The organism is Clostridium nitrophenolicum, assembly GCF_055391695.1.
The window spans coordinates 2,505,790-2,526,875 of record NZ_AP042469.1 but is presented as its reverse complement, the minus strand read 5'-3'; the positions used below and the strand labels follow the sequence as shown (position 1 = coordinate 2,526,875).

Here is a 21,086-nt window from a genome sequence, read left to right as displayed (position 1 = left end):
AGTCAATTTTCGGCCTTATAGCCCTATATCACAAAAGCAATTATCTTCCCCATCTTTATTTTTTGCAACATACATTGCCTTGTCAGCTTTTACTATTAATTCATCAATACTATCTCCATTCTTCGGATAAAAGCTAACTCCAATACTTAATGATATATTTATTTGTTTTTCATCATTTATGATTTTGTTTTTATTATTAATAATTCTCGAAACTATAGATTTATAATTATTAAAGCTTTTTATATCCGGTAATAATATTAAAAATTCATCTCCACCATATCTAGCAACTACGTCATTTTTTCTTGTAGCTTTCGTTAATATATCAGCAACTCTAACAAGAACTCTATCACCTACTTCATGTCCATATGTGTCATTTATGTTTTTAAATTTGTTGACATCTATAAACATCAATCCTAACAATTTGTTGTTTCTTTTGGCACCATCTAAAAATTTCTCAGCATATTTATAAAATAATGTTCTATTTGCAACACCTGTTAACTTATCATAATAAGCTAAATTTTTTATAATCTTTTCTTTTTCTTTTAATTCCTTATTTAATAGATACAAATCATGAACGTATTTTCTTAACTGTTCAATATGAAGAAATTGATTGGTTACATCAATAAACTCAAGAAGAATAACATTCCTGTCGTCACTTCTCAATTTACTTATTTTTAAATTTAATTTTTTATCAATGCTGATCAAATCCTTGTGCATAGCCGCCGAGAGAAACATTTTACATTCATTTTGCATTATATTTTGTATTAAATCTTTAAAATATTTTTTATTTAAGCCTGGTAAAACGCTATATATGTTCCTTTGAAGTACATTTTCCAATTTTATACCAGTCAAATATTCCATATAATTATTCCAATATAATATTTCATATTTTTCATTTAATACTATAGTTCCTTCGTCTATACAATCTAATGTATCACGTAATATTTTATCCATTAAAATCAGCTTCCATCATATATATTTTTTTCAATATCTCGTCTAAGAACTTTAATGTCAAATTAATTACAATAGCTCCTTCAATCTTTGAATCCTCTATATTAAAGGTTACATATAGCATTAAAATATATGCATATTCTTCATTTTCTATGAATTCTTCGATATCCATACTATTAAACACTTTTATTTCAGGTATCATATAATTAAACTTTATATTTATATAATTTCCAATTTCTCCAATAATAGAATTTAAAACTATGTTTCCTACCTCTTTTATAATATCAAAGTCTATATCTGTAAAATTCAAATCACAATATTCATCTTTGCTCTCCTCATGAAGACAAAGGTTTATAAAGTTTCTCATTTTATCGGCAGGAAAAATCAGGCTGGCTCTTCCAGCTGATCTTTCTTTGAAGGAAATTGAGGACACCATAATAGCGCCTTCTATAATATCATTAAAATATTTATCCAATTGAATTTTGTTATCTTTTATGTCCAATATCTCTATATCAGGTACATTTAACAATATTTTTTTATCAATTATTTCTGAAAGAATGCTAGCTGATTTACCAACACTTATATTGAATAATTCTTTTAACATATCTTTTCTTAGTGCAGTATCATTCATTTTAAATCATTCCTTATCATATCACATATAAGTTTTGCTTTTTCATCATTAAAAGGTTTATTTATAAATGACATTATACCTAATCCTTCTATCTCTTCTCTAACTCTTTTTTGTACGTCCGCAGAAGCTACAATTATTTTTGCATCAGCTTTAAACTCTTTTATTAACCCTATCATGTCATTTCCACTCATATTTGGCATCAATAAATCTACAAAGGCATAATCCGGATTAATTTTTTTGTATTCTTCTATTCCTTCTTGTCCATCATTTGCAAAATGAATATCAACATCTTCTAGATACTTTTTTATTAAATTGGCCATTATTCTTTGAGAAAAATTAGAATCATCAACAATCAAAATTTTTAACATAATGAATTCCTCTCTTCTATGTTTTAACTTTTATATAATAAATTCAAAAAAAATAACAATTAATTAATGTTAATTAATTAATTGTTGGCAGGGTGCACCACTAGCTCAAAATTCCCAAGGTGCCCACATAAAAGGAATTTTTCATTGCTTCCAACTTTTATAAAACTTTTAAATATATCTGAACTATTATATAAATACAAACAAAAACAATAATACAACTATTCATAATAATCAATGTAATTTTACTAAATAAAAGCAAAAAAATCAACATTTAATATTTAATGATGTAAATTCCATCATTGAATCATTTAATTATTTATGCTATTTCTATTATATTTCATAAGTTATCTTTAATATAACTTAAATCTAAGATAATTTCATATTTGTAATAAATAAAATCACTCCCTGCATTAATTTTGCATATTATTAGTATAAGGAGTGATTTATCATGTCTCACGATAAAACAAAATCTAATTATAGAAATATAGTTGCTGGTGTAGATGAGAAAGTTCCCACCGAAAATGGGAAATCGATAATAGCTATAAATTTTGATAATGCAGCTACTACTCCTCCACTTAATTCTGTTTTAGATGAAATAATGGATTTTTCAAAGTACTACTCATCAATTCACAGGGGGACAGGCTACAAATCCATATTTTCATCTAAAATTTATGAGGATTCTAGAAAAATTGTGTGCGATTTTGTTCACTGCGATTATCGTGAAAATACAGTTATTTATGTAAAAAACACTACTGAAGCTATAAATAAATTATCCTCTGCTGTTTCAACTATATATAAGGATTGTGTAATTCTAACAACAAGAATGGAGCATCACTCTAATGACTTACCTTGGAGAAATAAATTTAAAGTTGATTATATAGACGTAGATGATTTAGGAAAATTGAAAATAGATGATTTAGAAAGTAAGCTTAAAGAATATAATGGAAAGGTTAAGCTTGTATGCGTTACAGGGGCTTCCAACGTTACTGGCTATAAAAATCCAATATATAAAATAGCTAGCATCTGTCACAGTTATAATGCAAAAATATTGGTAGATGGAGCTCAACTAGTACCTCATTATCCTGTTCGCATGAAATCCTCACACAAGAAAAGATGCATAGACTTTCTCGCATTTTCAGCTCACAAAATGTATGCTCCTTTTGGTACAGGCGTTCTTATAGGGCCTAAGGAATTTTTTTCGCAGGCAGAACCAGATCATGTTGGTGGAGGTACTATAGATATAGTAACAGATGACTTTGTAACATGGGCAGATCCACCTGATAAAAATGAGGCAGGAACTCCAAATATCATGGGAGTTATAGCTTTAACCGCTTCTATTAAAACACTTAAACACCTAGGTATGAAGGATATAGATAAACAAGAACTGAACATTTACAACTATGCTTTAGGTAAACTGAGAGAAATACCAGAGGTTACTATTTACTGTGATACTAGTGATGATTGTGATAAAGTTGCCATATTACCTTTTAATATAGAGGGTATCTATCATGAAGTTACAGCTAAGGAGTTATCCAGAATATCAGGAATCGCAGTGCGAAGTGGCTGTTTTTGTGCACACCCATATATTAGAAGATTATTAAAAATTCCATTAGACGAAATGGAGCATTATCAAAAAAACAAAGATTCAAAACGTCCAGGAATGGTTAGACTTAGCTTCAGCTTTTACAATACCTACTCTGAGGTAGATGTATTAGTTAAGACAATAAAGAAAATTATAAAAAACAGATCTCATCTACAATAATAAAAATTTATATAAAAAAGGTATACAATTTTTTTGATGTATACCTTTCTTTTTATTATTCTATCTTTTTTCCATGAGAAGTTCTCTTAACTCCTCGAAATCTTCATTCCCATCTTTATTAAACCAAATTTTTAATTCCTTAGCTTTTCCTTTAAAAATACTTGTAAGTGTTAACTTTTTATTAAATGGAATATGTAAGTATCCCTGAATAATTATTGACTTTGCTGGTGCAAACTCTATGTGATGTAAATCCATATCTTCAAACATTATTTCATCATAAGATTCCTCCAAATTTTTATTAGTGAAACCTTTATTTTGAGCAATTCTCAATCTGTCTTCCAGCAGCATAGCATTCATATAGAGTCCTTTAAAAATTTTATTATTCTCCATGATTTCCCCTCCAAACCTTATTCTACTCCAGTTCTTATGCTATTTATACAGTTATCATGTATTTTCTTTTCTTCCATTGCCCTTGCTGTTTTTTCATAATTATAAGTGAATTCAACAATCTCACTCTCAACCTTTTCTTTATCTATATTTATTATTAAATAAGTGCCATTAGGTCTTCCAATCTTTGGCTTACCTATACTTCCATCATTTAACAAAAGTTTACTACCGTAAAACTTTTTATATGGTATGTGAGTGTGCGCACATACTAAAATATCCCCTTCAAATATTCCCATGACCTCTTCCGCTTCTCTAGAATCTTCCTTTAAATATTCATTTATTGTTCTTACACTTCCATGCACAAAGTGTATCTTCTTATTCTCAAATTCCAATACTATTTGTCTAGGCAGTGATCTTAAATATGCTCTATTTTCTTCTTTTAACTCTTTTGCTGCCCAAGGCATACAAAACTTATTTACTTCATTATCTCTTATGTAATTAAACTTTTCTTCCAAAACTGCTGCATCATAATTGCCTAATATGTTCATTATTCTTTGCTCTCTAATGAGTTCAACTACTTCATTGGGATAAGGTCCATATCCGACTAAGTCCCCTAAACAAACTATTGTGTCAACCTTTGATTTTTCAATACTTTCTAATGCAACTTTTAATGCTTCTAAATTACCATGTACATCTGAAATTACCGCTATTTTCATAGCTCCGCCTCCCATCTGTAGGTTATATTGTAAATTATACCACAAAACATCATTATAAATAGCAAAATTTTAGTTTTAGAATTAGCTATCTATGGAGAAATTAACTAGAAAGTTAACTTATATAAAGGGATATTAAGTTAACTTTCGGCCAAGTACCCCTATACTATTTTATATATTTTTTATATTTGAGAGGTTTGTTTTCCTCCCAAGGCTTGTATTTACTTGCAAATTCCACTCTTTCTTGAAAAGTTGGATGAGTATAGTTCCAAAGTTTATATACCACTCCTGTAGTTGGCAATATGAGACTTTCTTCATGAAGTTTAATAGTTGATGATATTGATGCCTCATTATCTCTTGTAAGTTCTAATTCAAATCTATCTGCTTCCATTTCCGTATATCTGGAATAAGCATTAGACAATGGTGTAGCCACAAATATAAAAATATTTACGAGCAATATTATAAGAGGAAGAGATGCTACATCATGAAGTTTAGTAAATTCAAATACCCCTCCAGATTTATCTAATATCCAAACTGCACTTTTATTAATTAAATAAAGAATTAATATACAGGAAGCTCCTGCAAAGATTATTGCCTTCCACACATGTCCCATTAGGTAGTGACCCATTTCATGAGCTACAATACATAACACTTCTCTTTGATTAAGATTTTTAATTGTTGTATCCCAAAGAACTATTCTTTTAGTATTAAGTACCCCTGTCATATAAGCATTCATTTCTTTTGTATCTACACTTTTATTTATCTGATAGACTTTACAATTCCCAATAGTTGTTTTACTTATTTCATCATAAATTTTCTGCTCCAGCACTGTATCTTGCATCTTTTCATATTTATTGAAAAGAGGATCAATATATACTGGTGAAATAAAAGTTACAAAAAATATTATTGGAATTATTAATATTCCTAACTGTAACCACCAATAGTCTGGCGACTTCCTAATTAGTAAATAAGGAATCCAAATGAATAGCGCACCTGACAGTATTCCAATACTATAACTCTTAAAAAAATCGCTAACCCATTTTCCAAAGGTTTGATTAGAAAGACCATAGGCATGTTTAAGCACATAACTACTGTAATAATCTAAAGGAATAGTCAATAGTGAGCTTATTGTATAGTACAATACAAAGTACAATATAATAGTTGTCAAAAGCATACTGCTTTTACTTTGTGCCCAATTTCTTATAGAACTTGAGAATCCAGAAAATATGAATACAGCTGGAATAATCATGCCTAAAATTATTCTTGTAACCCATACCGCTACTTTTTTTTGTTGATATTCTATAGACTTCTCTGATGGCTTGGCAATCTGGCTATAATCTCCGTTGTCCTTTCTGTACTCTGATGAATATGTATAGTTTTGAACTAAATTTTTATTATTTTGCTCTTCAGTAATTTTTACACTAAATAAAAATCCAATCATTAAACATATAAATATAATTATTGATACCGTAAGTTCCTTCTTCATTATTACCCCCATAAATGTCCTTGCTAGTATATTTTTAATATATGCTAGTTATCTTTTCTTTATCCTCATCATTCTCTCACATTTTATATATTATTATATTTTAAATATGAAACTCCTTCTCCTGTCGTCGAATAAGTACTCACTGAGTAAGCGATTCACTCCAAATCAGCACGCTGTGTAAGCAATCATCTCAAAATTACAGATTTTGGATGCCTGCTTAGACTTAAAATTATTAACAGTATGGAAGTTGTACAGCTATGAATACCACTAGTAAGCTGAGTACCAAAGAAAAGTATCTATATAAAATTTCAGCCCCATTAACCTATATATAAAGAATATTATATAGTAAAATGAAGATACTAAGATGAATTGACACTGTAATTATTAATTATACATTTATATATTATGTAAATTTAAAATACTTTGGAGGTGCTTAAAATATGACATTAAAAAATAGTATAGAAACTGCTACACTATCTCTTGGATGATTCTGGGGACCAGATGCCAAGTTTGGACATTTAAATGGGGTATTATCTACAAGAGTCGGTTACTGCGGAGGAAAAAAATTAAATCCAACTTATCGTGATTTAGGCGATCACACCGAAACAATACAAATAGACTTTGATATGGATAAGCTTTCTTATAAAGAAATTCTGGACATGTTTTGGAAAAATCATAACCCGACTAGACAGCCTTATTCTACACAGTATAAATCTGCTATATTTTACGCTAATGAATCTCAAAAATCTATGGCTTTAGATATGAAAAATGCTTTGGAAAATAATTTAAAAACTAAAATTTATACAGAAATTCTACCTCTGTCTACATTTTATTATGCAGAACTGTACCATCAAAAATATTACTTACAGCTTGAAACTGCATTATCTATGGAAATTAGAAACAAATATCCTTCAGCTAAGGAATTTATAAATTCTACAGAAGCTGCCCGCTTAAACTCTTATATTGCTGGTTACGGAACTGTAGAGGATATAAAGGATTCTGCGGCAAAATTTAATTGGGATAACCCTATTGTAAAGCTACTTTTATTAAATAATAAATCTTCAGATAACATTCTTAAATGTTAAGCTAAAATAAAATTATTGTAAATATAGAATTCATTAAATAAAAGTGACCTTAATAAATATACCTAAGGTCACTTTTACTTAAAATTTAATATCTAATCTAAGGGCTGATTTTTTTATAAACAGAATTCTTGGCTTTAGTAGAATGAAATAAGTTTCTTAATCTATTTTGTCACATCTCCATCTTTTGATTTTTCATTTTTCTTTAATGAACCTTTGTTTAGGAAATCCATAACTTTTACACCTGTCAATGCCTCTACTGCCTCAGGAAGCTGTGCCATAATATCAGTAACATAACCAGTGACTTTTGAAGCACCTTTTCCTTCTCCTGTACCACTATCAACAATAACAATCTTTTCAGTTTTGGATAATGGTTCAGAAATAGCCTTTGCAATTTCAGGTAATTTTTCTATAATCATTTGAGCCATAGCAGCATCATTATATAATTTAAATGCTTCTGCTTTTTTCATCATAGCCTCTGCTTCTGCTTTACCTTTTTCTCTTATTATATCTACTTCTGCCATACCTTGAAGTTTTAAAGCATCTGCCTTTGCCTTACCTTCTAGTTCAATTGATCTTGCTCTTGCTTCTGCATCCGCAATTTCCTTATATCTAACTGCATCTGCTGTTTGCACCTGTCTATATTTATCCGCTTCTGCTTGTTTCTTAACTGTAGCTTCAAGTTCTCTCTCTTTTCTAGCAGCCTCTTTTTCAGCAAGTTCAATCTCTTTTTCCTTCTTGGTAATTTCTACTTGAACTGTAGCATCTGCAAGTTCTTTTTCCTTCTGCTTTTTAGTGATCTCTACCTGCATCTGTGTTTCAGTAACTTCCTTCTTAACCTTATTAGATTCGATTTCATATGCCAGGTCTGATATAGCTTTGGCTTGCTCTTGCTCTTTTCTATACGCTTGTACTTTTAATTCCTTTTGTTTTACAGATTCAGCAATTTGAGTTTCTGATAAAATCCTAGCAGCCTCTCCTTCTCTAATTGCATCTGAGGTTTTAATTTTTGTTTCTTTTGCTGCATCTGCTTCTGCTATTTGAGCATCTCTTTTAACTGCCGCAATCCTTGGTTTTCCAAGAGCTTCTAAATAACCGTTTTTATCTGAAATATCCTTAATAGTTAAAACCTTTAACTCAAGTCCCATTTGTGCAAGGTCAATTGCTGCAACTTCCTGAACGTGAGATGCAAACATTTCCCTATCTTTATATATTTCTTCTACTGTCATTTTTGAAACAATTTCTCTAAGCTTACCTTCTAGGACATTCTTTGTTGTGTGTACAATAACTTGAAGAGTATGCTGCATTCCATTTGATGTATTAAATTGCTCTGCAGCAGATAAAATTGAATCAGTATCTGATTTTACCTTTACAACAGCAACTCCATCTGCTGCAATTCCTACTCCCTGACCGGTTAAAGCACCATCAATACTTATTTCAATCTCCATATTTTCTAGTGATATTTTGTCTGTCCTTTCTAACATTGGTATTACAAATCCACCACCACCAGTAATGACTCTCTTTTTAAGACCTGTAACAACCAATGCTTTGTCCTGAGGTACTCTTTTCCACATGGAGAAAACACCCAATGCTAAAAGTATAATGACCCCCACAATGATTACAGGAACAATCATAATTGACATGTCGAACATATTTCTCTCCCCTTTTTATTATATTTTTTATTTAATAAATTTTAATTTATTCATTTAAAGGTTGAACATAAAATACATTATTTTTAATTTCATATATAATTACATCTTCTCCTTGTAATATTGATTTTTTACCAATATGCTGTGCAGGCGCATTATATTTATTTCCGTTGACAATATATGATATAACTCCAAATCCATTTTCTAATATTGGAGATATAACTATAGCTTTCATTCCTATAAGCTTATCCTGGGAAACTGCACTTGTATTTTGTGCCTTATAAAGTGGTACTACTAGAAATTTATATAATATAAATGAAACCATAATACCGGAAACAACTGCCAATATAAATGTATATATTGCATTTAGTCCATAGTGGTTCCCCATAATTCCAGCACCACCAAATATAGTGATAAATGAAACTATAGTTATAGGTTTTAATGGGAAAACCGTGAGTGTATGTCCTGAACCTTGAGTATCAATATGAGTGTCAACATGTGTATCAATATGCCCCTCAATATGAATAAAATCAAATAAACCTCCTAATAAAAATGTTACCAAGGTGTATATAACCCCTACCCAAAAAACAATAGTATATACATGTTCCATAAAAAAACCCTCCTTCATACCCTATGTATAACATTTTTAGTTTTATTTTAAAATTATACTGATCATTACATAATATATATTTACTAAATGGCCATATAGATTATAAGTATGTTTGCTAATTGCAATACATAATACGTTATTCAATAACTTATTATGTATTGTACCTTATTATACCACGTATTACATTTAAATCAAATCCTTAATAGGTTGTATTGGGCAATCTATATAGGCAAACAATTAAATATTAGAATTAAGTTGTGTTTTCTAACTTACGCTCACTAATGCTAAATATCACTCTCTATATTATATTTATGAACATTGGCAATAAAATAGGCTAAAAACCCAGCTGTAACTGTACTTTTCTTTTTCCAAAATAATAAAACTGTTTTTTCCTTTTGAGAAAAAACAGTTTTATTTTGAAAATACAAACATTTTAAGTATTTAACTGTAAATTGCCACTGATATTACCTTTAAAATTTATTATGACACTTGTTCAAATTGTAAACTATATATAGAAGCATATATACCCTTTTTATGCATAAGCTGTTCGTGAGTTCCCGATTCTCTAATATCATCCTCTGTTAACACTAATATTTCATACGCATTTTTTAAATTGCACGCGAGACTCTTTCGTTTAACGAAATTGAGTGTACAGCACTTTCTGATAGATGAAATAGATTAAGCATCGGATTTAGAATATCTGAAATAGCAGGTTCTCCTATTCATCCTAAACATAATGATGCTAAAGTTATTCCTAGCTGACAGCGGATAAGTATGAATTCAAATCATTAGCAACCTTTAAAGTATGTTTTGCGTTTTTATTTCCTTCAAGTACTAATGTTTCTATCCTAGACTTTCGTACTTTTACCATTGCAAATTCTGTGGCAACAAAAAAAGCGTTCATAAATACAAGTAAAAATACAATAATAATATTTTTTTAGAAAACAAAGGATTCATATTAATAGCTAAACATGAGACTCTTCAATATTTTATTAAAAAAGGTCTACGTCATTTATGTTGCGCCTCAGCGTAATAAGTATAACGTAAACTTTTGCTTATTATATACTAATAATATTTTTCTACTTCAAAAACTTGTCAATAGCACTGTTCAACTTATTTAACGCTTCTTCATCATTATTTTTAGCAGCATCTATTATGCAATGATTTATGTGGTCTTGTAATATAATTTTTCCTACATTATTCAGTGCTGATTTAACTGCAGCTATCTGAATTAATATTTCACTGCACTCTTTTTCTTCTATACACATTCTTTTTATAGCTTCCGCATGTCCGATTATCCTTGATAATCTATTTATTATCTGCTTTTGGTTTGGATGGTTATGACTATGATTATCCATATTTAATTCTCCTTTAACCGTTAATCAATTTTAATATATTTCCATTTATCATTTAAAAATCTTAATAACAGTATTATACCTCTTATAACTATATCTAGGGAATAAGCTAACCAAATACCTACTAATCCAAGCTTAAATATTATGGCAAATAAATATCCAAATACAACTCGTATTCCCCATATTCCTATTAATGTAGAATACATTGGAAATTTAGTATCTCCTGCTCCTTGCAATGCACTAGATATAACCATTGTTAATGATAAAAATGGTTGAAATAATGCTATTATTCTTAATACTGATACAACTAATTCTTGTACTTCTTTATCGCTTGTAAATAATTTTGCTAAAAATGGTGCTGTAATAAAAAAGAAAATACCCATTATTACCATTAACATAGTTGATAAAATATTTGATATTAAAGCATATTTTTTTGCTTCTTCTGGTTTGTTTGCTCCAAGGTTATTTCCAACCAATGTGGCTGCTGCTACACCAAACCCCATAGCTGGAAGATAAGAATAACTTTCTATAGTCCCAGCAATATTATGGGCTACATAAGATGAAGTTCCCAAAGCTATAATCACCGAGCCATAAACCAATTGACCAGCTCTCATTATTAATTTTTCTATTCCAGCTGGAATACCTATTCTACTTATTGATAATAATAGTTTTTTATCTATTGACCATTTCACAAACATATTTAACTTTATAACCGTTTTCCCCTTACAAAGAGTAAGTAGAAGTATTATAACTGCAATCATTCGAGCAATAGTAGTAGCTAATCCACCACCTAATATTCCTAATCCTTTAAAGTTCCAAATACCAAATATTAAAATATAATTTAATACTATATTAATTAAATTTGCTACTGTTGTAACTACCATTGGAGTCTTTGTATCTCCTGCTCCTCTTAAAGCACTTGATAGTACTAACATTAAAGATAAAAATACTGATGGTACAGCAACAGCCATGAAATAAGGCAACGCATATACTAGAACCTCTGACTCAGCACCTAATACTGTTAAAATAGGTTTTGCAAAAATATAACTAATACCACCTAGTACTAAACTAATTACTACTGTTAATATTATAGATTGCTTAACTGTATCAGCAGCTTTCTCTGTTTGATTTAACCCTATGTTTCTTGAAACAATGGCAGTTGTCCCAACTCCTACAGCAGTGAAAAATGCAATGTATATATTCATTATAAGGTTAGTAATACCTACACCTGCGATAGCATTAGAATCTAATTTTCCAGCAAAATACGTATCAGTTGTTCCAAGAAAAATTTGTAAAATATTTTCTATTATTACTGGTATTGCAAGAGGCATAATTATCTTAATCGTCTGTATATCAAAATAGTTTTTTAAAATATTACTTTTTTTTATTTTAACCATATCGTCTCCTCCCATCTACAATATCCCCCGCAGGGGGATATTTAAATTATAAATCTTCTCTATGATTATTGTCAATTTATTACTATATAACTTAGATATGTTATAAACTAAAATTACATTAATTTGTTTGAATAAGACTTTATTATATTACCTAAATATCATAACGATTAGGTATTTAACAAAAAAATAAAAAGAGCATTTCTGCTCTTGATGTTTCATAATATATTACAATTGTGTATAAGCGAACCATTATTTCTGTGATAATTTACCTAAAAGAATAGCGTTATAAGTTCATAAGAATATGTATATAAGAATGTTTTACTTAATCCTGCTCTGTGACATATATAAGTTCAAAAACTCCTATGATTTTATTCTTAACCCATTTGTTATCATATAACCTTATTCTAACTATCTAAATATAAGGGAAAGCTTATATACACTTTGATACCATATCTTAATTGATTCATTTTCTCTTAAAAGCATATTTAGCTAATAGTATAGCCATAAGCACTGCTATACCCATGATTATAGTGTAATTTTTTATTACATTTATCAAAGTCACTCCATATAAACTTATAATAATTCCCTGAGGAATATATCGTATTGCTCTACTAAGTACTGCTGATGTAATGAACTTTATAAAGTTAACCTTAAATATACCTGCTGAAAGCACATAGGCTTCATATGGGATTGGCGTAAAAGCAGATGTTAAAATAGCCAAAAATGCATTCTTATTATATTTATCCTCAATCTTTTCTAAATTCTCTTCGGATATTAACTTTTTTAGAATATTCCTTCCTATGCTTTTACCCACTATATACCCTATAACAGAACCAACTGCAGAGAAAATTACTAAAATTAAAGAATACAAAAATGCTCTTTTAGTATTTGTAATAACAATTGGAATAAATACTACCTCCATAGGAAGTGGCATAAAAATTGGCTCGATTAAAGCAGCTATTATAATCCCTAAAATTCCATAGTTTATTAAAAAACTTACCATATCACTTAACTCCTTAACGTAGTATCTTTAAATCCTTAGAAACTCTTAAGTTTTACTCATATTTTTAATTACTTCCTTAAATTAAAGTTTACATAAGATCAGTTAAAATATTCCTATGCAAAAAAGCATGAGACATCTTAATAACTTTTAAGCTTACTACTTATTCAAACGTAGTTCACGATAGGTTATAGAATAAAAATAGTTAGTTTTATCTATAATAATTGTTAAACTAAAAATATAACATTTGTATGTATCTACTAAATAAATAATATAACTTCTTCATAATTTCTTCATATGCATTAATTACAATAATACTATCGAAACGACTGTTAATTTCAAGAAAGGATGATATTAATGTTTAAATCTAAATACTTCAAAGCATTGAGTACTATAACTGCACTAACTTTGGTTTTATCTGGTTGTGGTAATACAAATAAAAATCAAACTAATAAGCAAAATGAACAACCCCCTAACCAGACCAAGGTAGAACAAAGAACTTCCTATTATTATACTGCAAATGAAGGTGGAAGTATTTCAAAAATAGATTCTAAAACAAACAAAGTATTAGAAACTATCAAAGTAGATGGTGCTCCACATAATGTGCAAGTTTCACCAGATGGCAAAATAGCAGCTGCTACCTCAGCTGTCATGATGGAGAAAGGTAAAACTGAACATGGTACGATGAGTATGAATGGATCAGCACTATTTTATGATGTTGAAACTAATAAACTTATTAAAAAAGTAGAAGTAGGTAAGCACCCTGCTCACATAGTATTTACATCCGATGGTAAATATGTATTAATAACAAACAACGAAGACAACAATGTATCAGTAATTGATATAAAAGATTATAACGTAGTTGGTAAAATTTCTACTGGTAATGGTCCTCATGGCTTCCGTGTCTCCAAAGATAGTAAGTTCGCTTATGTAGCTAATATGAATGAAGATACTATAAGTGTTTTGGATATTACAAACTTTAAAGAAGTAAAGAAAATTAAAGTCGGAAAAACTCCTGTAACTACTGGTATAACAAGCGATGGTAAAACCCTTTTAGCAACTGTAAACAGTGAAAATGCTTTAGCAATAATCGACCTTTCTACAGATAAAGTTGAAAAAATACCTGTAGGCGTGGGACCAGCGCAGGTTTACATTCAACCAGATGATAAATTTGCTTTCGTAGCAAATCAAGGTACTGAAGATAAACCTTCAAATACTGTAAGTAAGATTGATTTAGTTACAAAAAAAGTTGTAGCTACAATAGAAACTGGTAAGGGTGCCCATGGAGTAGTAACAAGTGCTGATAATAAGTTTATTTATGTAACTAATATGTACGATAATACTGTTAGTGTAATTGATAATACTAGTAATAAAGTAATAGCAACAGTTGCAGTAGACAAAACACCTAATGGCATAAGCTATAGATAATAAAATATTGAGCTTTTTACTTTAGTTAAAAATTAACTCAGCACCCTTAAAGTGCTGAGTTTTCACTTTAATCTTTACATTTATATCTCGAATTACATTATCTTGAATGTAAGTTAAATACTCTTTATCAAATATAAAGAGGCTAAAACTTTTGAAATATAAAGACATCCTATTAGTAACTTATTAATAGGCAAAATTTACGCCATTTCAATATCTTAAGTTAATTATTTATTATTCTTTTCTAGTTCTTTTACCTTTTTAATAGCATTATAGGCATCTATAAGTCCATACCCAGATTGTTGATCTTTACCTTTATACATAATATCCTTAGCAGTACTATCTAAAATATCTTCCATTTGACTTGGAGATAACTGAGGATTTTCAGCCTTGATCATAGCTGCAATACCTGATACCACTGGTGCCGCCATGCTTGTCCCACTCCATGCCTCATAACCACCTGGAACCGTACTTAGTATACTTACACCAGGTGCAGCAACTTTTATAGAGTTGCCATAGTCAGAGAAATAAGCCTTTTTATAATTATAGTTCATTGCAGCTACCGTAAATGCACCATCACCAGCTGGACTAAAATTATCGCTGTTTTCATTATCATTACCAGAAGCAGCTACTACAAATACACCTTTACTCTTAGCATAGTTTATTGCATCTGCAATTAATTTACTTTTAGATTTGATTCCAAAACTTAAATTAATTACGTCGGCACCCTTATCTACTGCATATACTATACCTTTAGCGATGTCGTCCGTTACTCCCTCTCCATTTTTATCAAGTACCTTTACTGGAATAATCTTAACATCTAGCTTTCCAGCTATGCCTGCTATATCCACTTTATTATTTGCTTCAGCAGCAATAATTCCTGATACATGAGTTCCATGACCATTATAGTCCATTAAATCGTAATTGTTATCTACAAAGTTATATCCCTCATCTGTTAATACTCTATTTTTTAAATCAGGATGCGTATAATCTACTCCTGTATCTAAAACTGCTACTTTCACTTCTCTTTTCTGATTTATTAAAGCCCATGCTTTATCAGCTTGTGTATACGAAATGTCCCATTCGTATTTTGCACCTGGGTCATTCACAGCATTGCTAGTATTCTCGTTTATCTCTCCTAATTTAAAATCTTTTTTTACAGGTGTTCTTTGTATTGGTTTAACAATCTCTATATTTTGGGGTGCTTCGATTATTTGAATTTCTCTTATATTATGAATTTTGTCTAGAATATCTTGCTCTTGCATATTATGTGATATTAAGATATATTTTCCATTAGACAATTGTACAATCTGAATATGTCTTAATCGGCTTAGAAAGTTATTAGAATCTACCTTTATTGATACCTTTTCTAGATTATTAATACTATTGGAGTTATTGTCATATCTAAGATTATTTATATTATTTTTTATATCTGCATAAGTAAATAACGAACTTAATACAAGTACTACTGATGCTGTTGTTATCCCTGCAATGACTCTTTTTACCATAGAAAGTCCTCCTTTAGGTTTATACTGCTAATGAATTAATATTTGTTACTTGTGAGTATTTACATCATTGGTAATCTCTACTAAACTTATTATTATAAACCTATAATACATAATAATTATGTAGATGTTATGTAGATTGTTTTAGTTTATAATTATTTAACAGTTGATTTTTTACTATATATTTTAAATTAGGATATAAGAAAACAGTCTCCTTCATATCGAAAAAGACTGCTTTAGTTAAAAAGTATTAAGCTTTAGTATAAACATTTGCTATAAATAAATTTCTCATCTATTTTAATCACTTATTACATTTTCACGCTCTCAACTAATAGATTATCTAATCAAGTCTGGATTTAACATGCCAAATACCATAGCTATATGTGCAACTACGAGAAAACCAGATATAAGTTTATAGTGAAGTTTCGCTTTATTCTCTTCTGACTTACTTTTGAAAATTACTTCTAATTCCATAAGAGCTATAGGTAATAGAAAAATCACCCCACTTAAATATGAACCTACTGCCAAAACATCTACCCAAGTGTTCCACTCACCATTTATTGTTAATGGAATAACTGCTGTCTTAAATAAATAAACGAATATACCTGTGAAGTAAAATCCACATATTATTCCTGCAAGTTTGCTTATTTTCTTAACAGTACCATCTTTTTGTCTACTATAAATTATAAATAACTCTGATATAGTTAATGTTTCTGCCAGAATAACTGGTATTGCCATAAAAATAATTAAGTTCCATGGTTGATTACTTGCTAATAAACCCATATAATGTGTCATACTGTTCATATTATGTTGTGCTTACGAGATGATAAACGTAAGCTTCTCCTTTTCCTTGCTTTATTTTATTTATAATAATCGTTACTTAAAACAATTTACTTAATTTTGATATGTTAGTGTATTCTACAATAAGATATATCTAGATACTAAGAACAAGTACAATATTCTTAATTACATATCAACTATTTTTTAAACACTTATTACATTTTCATATTTCCCATTGAAGGTGCCATTCTAACTACATCTGGATTAAGCATACCAAATATCATATTAATATGTGCTACAATTAAAAATCCAACAACTAATTTAAAGTGAATCTGCATTTTCTCTTCTTCTGATTTATTTTTAAAAATTAATCCCAGATCCATAAGTGCTATTGGTAACAAGAAAAGTACTCTACTAAGATAGAAGCCTACTGCTATAACATCTACCCATGTATTCCATTGCCCACTCATTGTTAGAGGGATAGCTACTGCAGTAAACAAATAAGCAAATATAACAGTAAAGTAAAGTCCACCTACTATTCCTACAAACTTATTTATTTTTCTAGCAATGCTATTATTTTGCTTATTAAAAGATTGACTAGGTCCCATAGCTACCGCCACTTCTCCAAGAGCAGCACTATTACCTTTCCTATTAAAAAGAGTAACGAACTCTGTTATAGTTAATGTTTCTGCGAAGATAATTGGTAGTGCTGAAAAAATAATCAAATTCCATGGTTGATTTCCCATTACTAAAGCCATATAATGTGTCATGCTATTCATAATTATTTATGCCTACGAAACGGTAAAACGTAAGCTACCTCCTTCGTAATTCTGTTTTTATTATCATGCATACCGTTAATTATAATAAGTTAGTTTCATCAAATACTATAAATTACTTTGAAATTTTGAAACCTAATACTACACCACCCATCCATATGAAAGTGTATCAATTGTATATTTCATACATCTGCACCACCTACAATAAATGAAATTGTTCTAATTATTGTGTCATATGCCACATTCAATGCGTTATATAATACAAATTTTAAATAAGGTTCAACATGTCCAAACATTCCTCCTTCCCCTACATCAAAACATTCTAAACACTAGATAGGTCATTAAATCAATCACCAGCATTTGATCCATAGTTTATATGAAATCCATACTATAAATTAATTGATTCATATATATAAATCAGCAATTTTTATGCCAAATCTCTGAAGTAGTATTATTCTGATTTAATAAATGGTAAATAAATCTTTATTTGAGTTCCTTTTCCCTCTTCACTCTCAATCTGCATATAACCTTTATGTTCTTCTATAATTCTATGGGTTATGGATAAACCAAGCCCTATTCCATTTTCTTTCGTAGTGTAAAAGGGCTCAAATACTTTTTCTAATTTATTCTTATTTATACCAAATCCTTCATCCTTAAATGAAATAACATTCCATTCATCTTTCCTATATAGATTTATATAAATATTTCCGCCACCAGGCATAGCTTGGACTGAATTAAAAATAATATTTATGAATGCCTGCTTCAGCTTATCTTCATCAACACTCGAGGTAATATCTTTTTCATAATTAAAACTTATATTGACCTTATGCTGCTCAGCATACTTGTTTATTATCATTATTACAATATCTATAGTTTTATCTAAATATTGAACTGAACTCTTAAAAATACTAGGCCTTGCAAAGTCTAAAAGTCCTTGTATTACTTTATTAGCTCGATCTATTTCATGCTCTATAATCGCAAGTCCCTCTTTTGTTTCTTCATCTTCCACATCCTTATTAATAGTTTGAGCAATTGTTTTAATAATTCCCAAAGGATTTCTAATTTCATGTGCAATTCCTGATGCTAGCTCACCTACGGCTGAGAGTTTTTCAGTCCTTCTTATATGTTCCTCTAACTTTTTAATCTGAGAAATATCTTCGATTATCAATACCATTCCTTGTGATATATCAAGTAGATTTTTAAGAACATAGGAATGTATTCTAATAGGAACTTTAGTTCCTTTTTTATTAATACTATATGTTTCATATCCCACAATATTTTTATTAAAATCTAAAGCATCTTTTAACAGCTTCCTAATTATTTCTTTACTCTCAAAAAATTCGTATATATACTTATCATGATTATCTTGATAACCTAATATATCTTTGCCTTCTTTATTAATAGAAGTAATTTTTAGATTTCTATCAATGGCAATGACACCATTTAAAATACTGTCTAAAATATTTTTTGTATAATTCTCTAAACCTGTAATTTTCGTAATTTGATCTTCTAAAAGCTTTTTTACTCTAAATTCTTTTTCTACAAGGGTTCCTGTTATACATGCAACAACTACAAACATTATTATTTCAAGCATCTGATTTACAATATTAGCATCTGTCACCATAAAATACAGTAAAAGATGCGGAGCATAAAGTAATATAATAACACTGAATGTTATAATTGCACCCTTTAATCTAAACTTAAATGCAGCTAGTATTATAGGGATATAATATAACCTTCTATAAAAATCATGAAGCCCTCCTTTAGAATACATAGTTAAATAAAGCATTAAAGTAATCACAATAATACTAAATCCTATAAATATTTTTGTTTTAATAGTTGATTTCATTGTCACACCTACCTTTTTATTTATCCGCTTTAATTGTGCTATTCGACACACCTGTCTGTGCTATTTCCCCCTTTGTTTAATTTGTTCATATATTTAACAGCAAATTTTATGCCCAATATTTCATATTTATAAAATTAAAACAACCGGCTTATACTACCAGTTGTTTTAATTCTTTAATATTGTATTTCTCCATTCTATATAGCAAGGTATGTCTAGTAATCCCCAAAAGCTTTGCTGCTTTCGTTTGATTATTATTCGCTTTTTTAAGCGCTTGTACTATAAGTCGTCTTTCCACTTCATCAAGATTAATTCCTTCATCTGGAATTGTAAATTCTGTTGATTCATTACTATGATTTAAAATTTCTTTTGGTAGATCAAAAATTTCAATAGTTTTTCCGTCATTTAAAATTACAAGTCTTTCAATAAAATTCTCAAGTTCTCTTATATTGCCTATCCATTTATAATTTACAAGTGCTTCTAATGCCTCGTCTGAAAACTTTATCTCACCTCTTTTTATATTAGACGAATAACGATTTATAAAAAATTGCACAAGAGATGGTATTTCTTCTTTTCGATCTCTTAGCGGAGGAATTTCTATTGGTATTACGTTGAGCCTGTAGAATAAGTCTTCTCTAAATTCTCCTTTTTTAACCATATCCAAAAGATTTCTATTAGTTGCAGCAAGTATTCTTACATCTACTTTAATGGTGTCAATTCCTCCAACTCTTTCAAATGCTTTCTGGAAGAGCTCCACAGTTTACCTTAACATATGGTTTATTATTTCTATTACTACCAAAATGAAGGGCATTAGCAATTAGTTCCTTACCTGTGCCGCTTTCTCCAGTTATTAGTACAGTTGCATTACTATCTGCGACCTTATTTAGTACATCTAATATTCTTTTCATTTTTTCACTTTTATAGATCATAGTTTTTCCTGATTTACTATTGAGCTCCTCTGTAAGTAATTCTATTTTTTCCTGCATATTACTTATATTAAGTGCATTATTTATTATTACTTTTAGTTCATCAATGTTGAAGGGCTTTGATATATAATCTATGGCTCCACGCTTCATAGCTTCAACCGCACTTTCCATTGTTCCATGGGCTGTAATCATTACAATGGGAATCTTAAGATTTTTTTCCTTAACTTTTATTAGCACTTCCATACCATCTGCTTTTGGCATTTTAAGGTCAAGTAATATTAAATCTATATCATCATTTAGAACTATATCAATAGCTTCTAAACCATCAGATGCTGTAATTATTTTATACTCCTCATTCTTAAATGCTTTTTTTAACGCCCAAAGCATATTTTTTTCATCATCTGCTATTAATATCTTTTTAATCTAAATCTCCTCCT

19 protein-coding genes, 2 pseudogenes and 1 riboswitch are annotated in these 21,086 nt (G+C 29.4%); of the genes and pseudogenes, 3 read left to right on the top strand and 18 right to left on the bottom strand.

The genetic code is table 11. The features are described from left to right. Window positions 1–15 precede the first annotated feature (15 nt). From ACZ5N4_RS11840 to ACZ5N4_RS11830, 3 genes are read right to left on the bottom strand one after another with little or no spacing between them, the layout of a single operon-like run. Window positions 16–954, bottom strand: a complete 939-nt coding sequence (locus ACZ5N4_RS11840; RefSeq protein ID WP_464210157.1) for a GGDEF domain-containing protein — start codon at window positions 952–954, stop codon at window positions 16–18. Beyond that, window positions 947–1,582: a chemotaxis protein CheC gene (locus ACZ5N4_RS11835; RefSeq protein ID WP_464210155.1), complete on the bottom strand. Its 636-nt coding sequence runs from the start codon at window positions 1,580–1,582 to the stop codon at window positions 947–949. Before ACZ5N4_RS11835 ends, ACZ5N4_RS11840 begins: the two co-directional genes overlap by 8 nt. Then, a complete protein-coding gene (locus ACZ5N4_RS11830) occupies window positions 1,579–1,950 on the bottom strand; it encodes a response regulator (protein ID WP_464210153.1) in 372 nt (123 codons plus the stop codon). Before ACZ5N4_RS11830 ends, ACZ5N4_RS11835 begins: the two co-directional genes overlap by 4 nt. Before the next feature lie 77 nt (window positions 1,951–2,027). Continuing rightward, window positions 2,028–2,111, bottom strand: a riboswitch (cyclic di-GMP riboswitch). A 287-nt stretch (window positions 2,112–2,398) separates the two neighbouring features. Between ACZ5N4_RS11830 and ACZ5N4_RS11825 the strand changes: the two genes are divergently transcribed. Next, the gene (locus ACZ5N4_RS11825; RefSeq protein ID WP_464210151.1) at window positions 2,399–3,712 is read left to right on the top strand and encodes an aminotransferase class V-fold PLP-dependent enzyme; all 1,314 of its coding nucleotides are present in this window, start codon (window positions 2,399–2,401) and stop codon (window positions 3,710–3,712) included. Between the two features lie 60 nt (window positions 3,713–3,772). Here the strand turns inward: ACZ5N4_RS11825 and ACZ5N4_RS11820 are convergent, their stop codons facing one another. From ACZ5N4_RS11820 to ACZ5N4_RS11810, 3 genes are all read right to left on the bottom strand, one after another. Further along, window positions 3,773–4,102: a hypothetical protein gene (locus ACZ5N4_RS11820; protein WP_464210149.1), complete on the bottom strand. Its 330-nt coding sequence runs from the start codon at window positions 4,100–4,102 to the stop codon at window positions 3,773–3,775. Window positions 4,103–4,119: 17 nt separating this feature from the next. Then, window positions 4,120–4,815, bottom strand: coding sequence for a metallophosphoesterase family protein (locus ACZ5N4_RS11815; RefSeq protein ID WP_464210147.1), 696 nt, complete (start codon window positions 4,813–4,815; stop codon window positions 4,120–4,122). 163 nt (window positions 4,816–4,978) lie between these two features. After that, a complete protein-coding gene (locus tag ACZ5N4_RS11810; RefSeq protein WP_464210145.1) occupies window positions 4,979–6,298 on the bottom strand; it encodes a M48 family metallopeptidase in 1,320 nt (439 codons plus the stop codon). A gap of 500 nt (window positions 6,299–6,798) precedes the next feature. Here ACZ5N4_RS11810 and ACZ5N4_RS11805 point away from each other — a divergent pair. Further along, window positions 6,799–7,383, top strand: a pseudogene (locus ACZ5N4_RS11805) (peptide-methionine (S)-S-oxide reductase MsrA); the annotation flags it as partial. Between the two features lie 161 nt (window positions 7,384–7,544). On the opposite strand, the gene ACZ5N4_RS11800 reads toward ACZ5N4_RS11805, so the two are convergent. The 6 genes and pseudogenes from ACZ5N4_RS11800 to ACZ5N4_RS11775 form a co-directional block, all read right to left on the bottom strand. Further along, entirely contained in the window at window positions 7,545–9,032 is a 1,488-nt protein-coding gene (locus ACZ5N4_RS11800) for a flotillin family protein (RefSeq protein ID WP_464210143.1), read from the bottom strand. 46 nt (window positions 9,033–9,078) lie between these two features. Continuing rightward, entirely contained in the window at window positions 9,079–9,639 is a 561-nt protein-coding gene (locus ACZ5N4_RS11795) for an NfeD family protein (protein ID WP_464210141.1), read from the bottom strand. Between the two features lie 635 nt (window positions 9,640–10,274). After that, window positions 10,275–10,543: pseudogene (locus ACZ5N4_RS11790) on the bottom strand (CNNM domain-containing protein); the annotation flags it as partial. A gap of 175 nt (window positions 10,544–10,718) precedes the next feature. Next, window positions 10,719–10,997, bottom strand: coding sequence for a metal-sensing transcriptional repressor (locus ACZ5N4_RS11785; protein WP_464210139.1), 279 nt, complete (start codon window positions 10,995–10,997; stop codon window positions 10,719–10,721). A 20-nt stretch (window positions 10,998–11,017) separates the two neighbouring features. Next, entirely contained in the window at window positions 11,018–12,391 is a 1,374-nt protein-coding gene (locus tag ACZ5N4_RS11780; protein ID WP_464210138.1) for an MATE family efflux transporter, read from the bottom strand. Between the two features lie 463 nt (window positions 12,392–12,854). Continuing rightward, window positions 12,855–13,394: a YqaA family protein gene (locus tag ACZ5N4_RS11775; RefSeq protein ID WP_464210136.1), complete on the bottom strand. Its 540-nt coding sequence runs from the start codon at window positions 13,392–13,394 to the stop codon at window positions 12,855–12,857. Window positions 13,395–13,748: 354 nt separating this feature from the next. Between ACZ5N4_RS11775 and ACZ5N4_RS11770 the strand changes: the two genes are divergently transcribed. Then, window positions 13,749–14,819, top strand: a complete 1,071-nt coding sequence (locus ACZ5N4_RS11770; RefSeq protein WP_464210134.1) for a YncE family protein — start codon at window positions 13,749–13,751, stop codon at window positions 14,817–14,819. A 224-nt stretch (window positions 14,820–15,043) separates the two neighbouring features. Here ACZ5N4_RS11770 and ACZ5N4_RS11765 read toward each other — a convergent pair whose 3' ends face one another. From ACZ5N4_RS11765 to ACZ5N4_RS11740, 6 genes are all read right to left on the bottom strand, one after another. Further along, a complete protein-coding gene (locus ACZ5N4_RS11765) occupies window positions 15,044–16,324 on the bottom strand; it encodes a S8 family peptidase (protein ID WP_464210133.1) in 1,281 nt (426 codons plus the stop codon). A 333-nt stretch (window positions 16,325–16,657) separates the two neighbouring features. After that, window positions 16,658–17,125 carry a DUF6803 family protein gene (locus ACZ5N4_RS11760; RefSeq protein WP_464210131.1) on the bottom strand — a complete coding sequence of 156 codons (468 nt, stop codon included), beginning with the start codon at window positions 17,123–17,125 and terminating at the stop codon, window positions 16,658–16,660. 191 nt (window positions 17,126–17,316) lie between these two features. Then, window positions 17,317–17,880: a DUF6803 family protein gene (locus ACZ5N4_RS11755; protein ID WP_464210129.1), complete on the bottom strand. Its 564-nt coding sequence runs from the start codon at window positions 17,878–17,880 to the stop codon at window positions 17,317–17,319. A 448-nt stretch (window positions 17,881–18,328) separates the two neighbouring features. Beyond that, on the bottom strand, window positions 18,329–19,726 hold the full coding sequence (locus ACZ5N4_RS11750; protein WP_464210127.1) for a two-component system sensor histidine kinase NtrB: 1,398 nt from the start codon (window positions 19,724–19,726) through the stop codon (window positions 18,329–18,331). Window positions 19,727–19,874: 148 nt separating this feature from the next. Continuing rightward, window positions 19,875–20,480, bottom strand: a complete 606-nt coding sequence (locus ACZ5N4_RS11745) for an AAA-type ATPase lid domain-containing protein (RefSeq protein WP_464210126.1) — start codon at window positions 20,478–20,480, stop codon at window positions 19,875–19,877. Further along, window positions 20,455–21,036, bottom strand: coding sequence for a sigma-54-dependent transcriptional regulator (locus tag ACZ5N4_RS11740; protein WP_464210125.1), 582 nt, complete (start codon window positions 21,034–21,036; stop codon window positions 20,455–20,457). The genes ACZ5N4_RS11745 and ACZ5N4_RS11740 overlap by 26 nt, the downstream gene beginning before the upstream one ends. Window positions 21,037–21,086 lie beyond the last annotated feature (50 nt).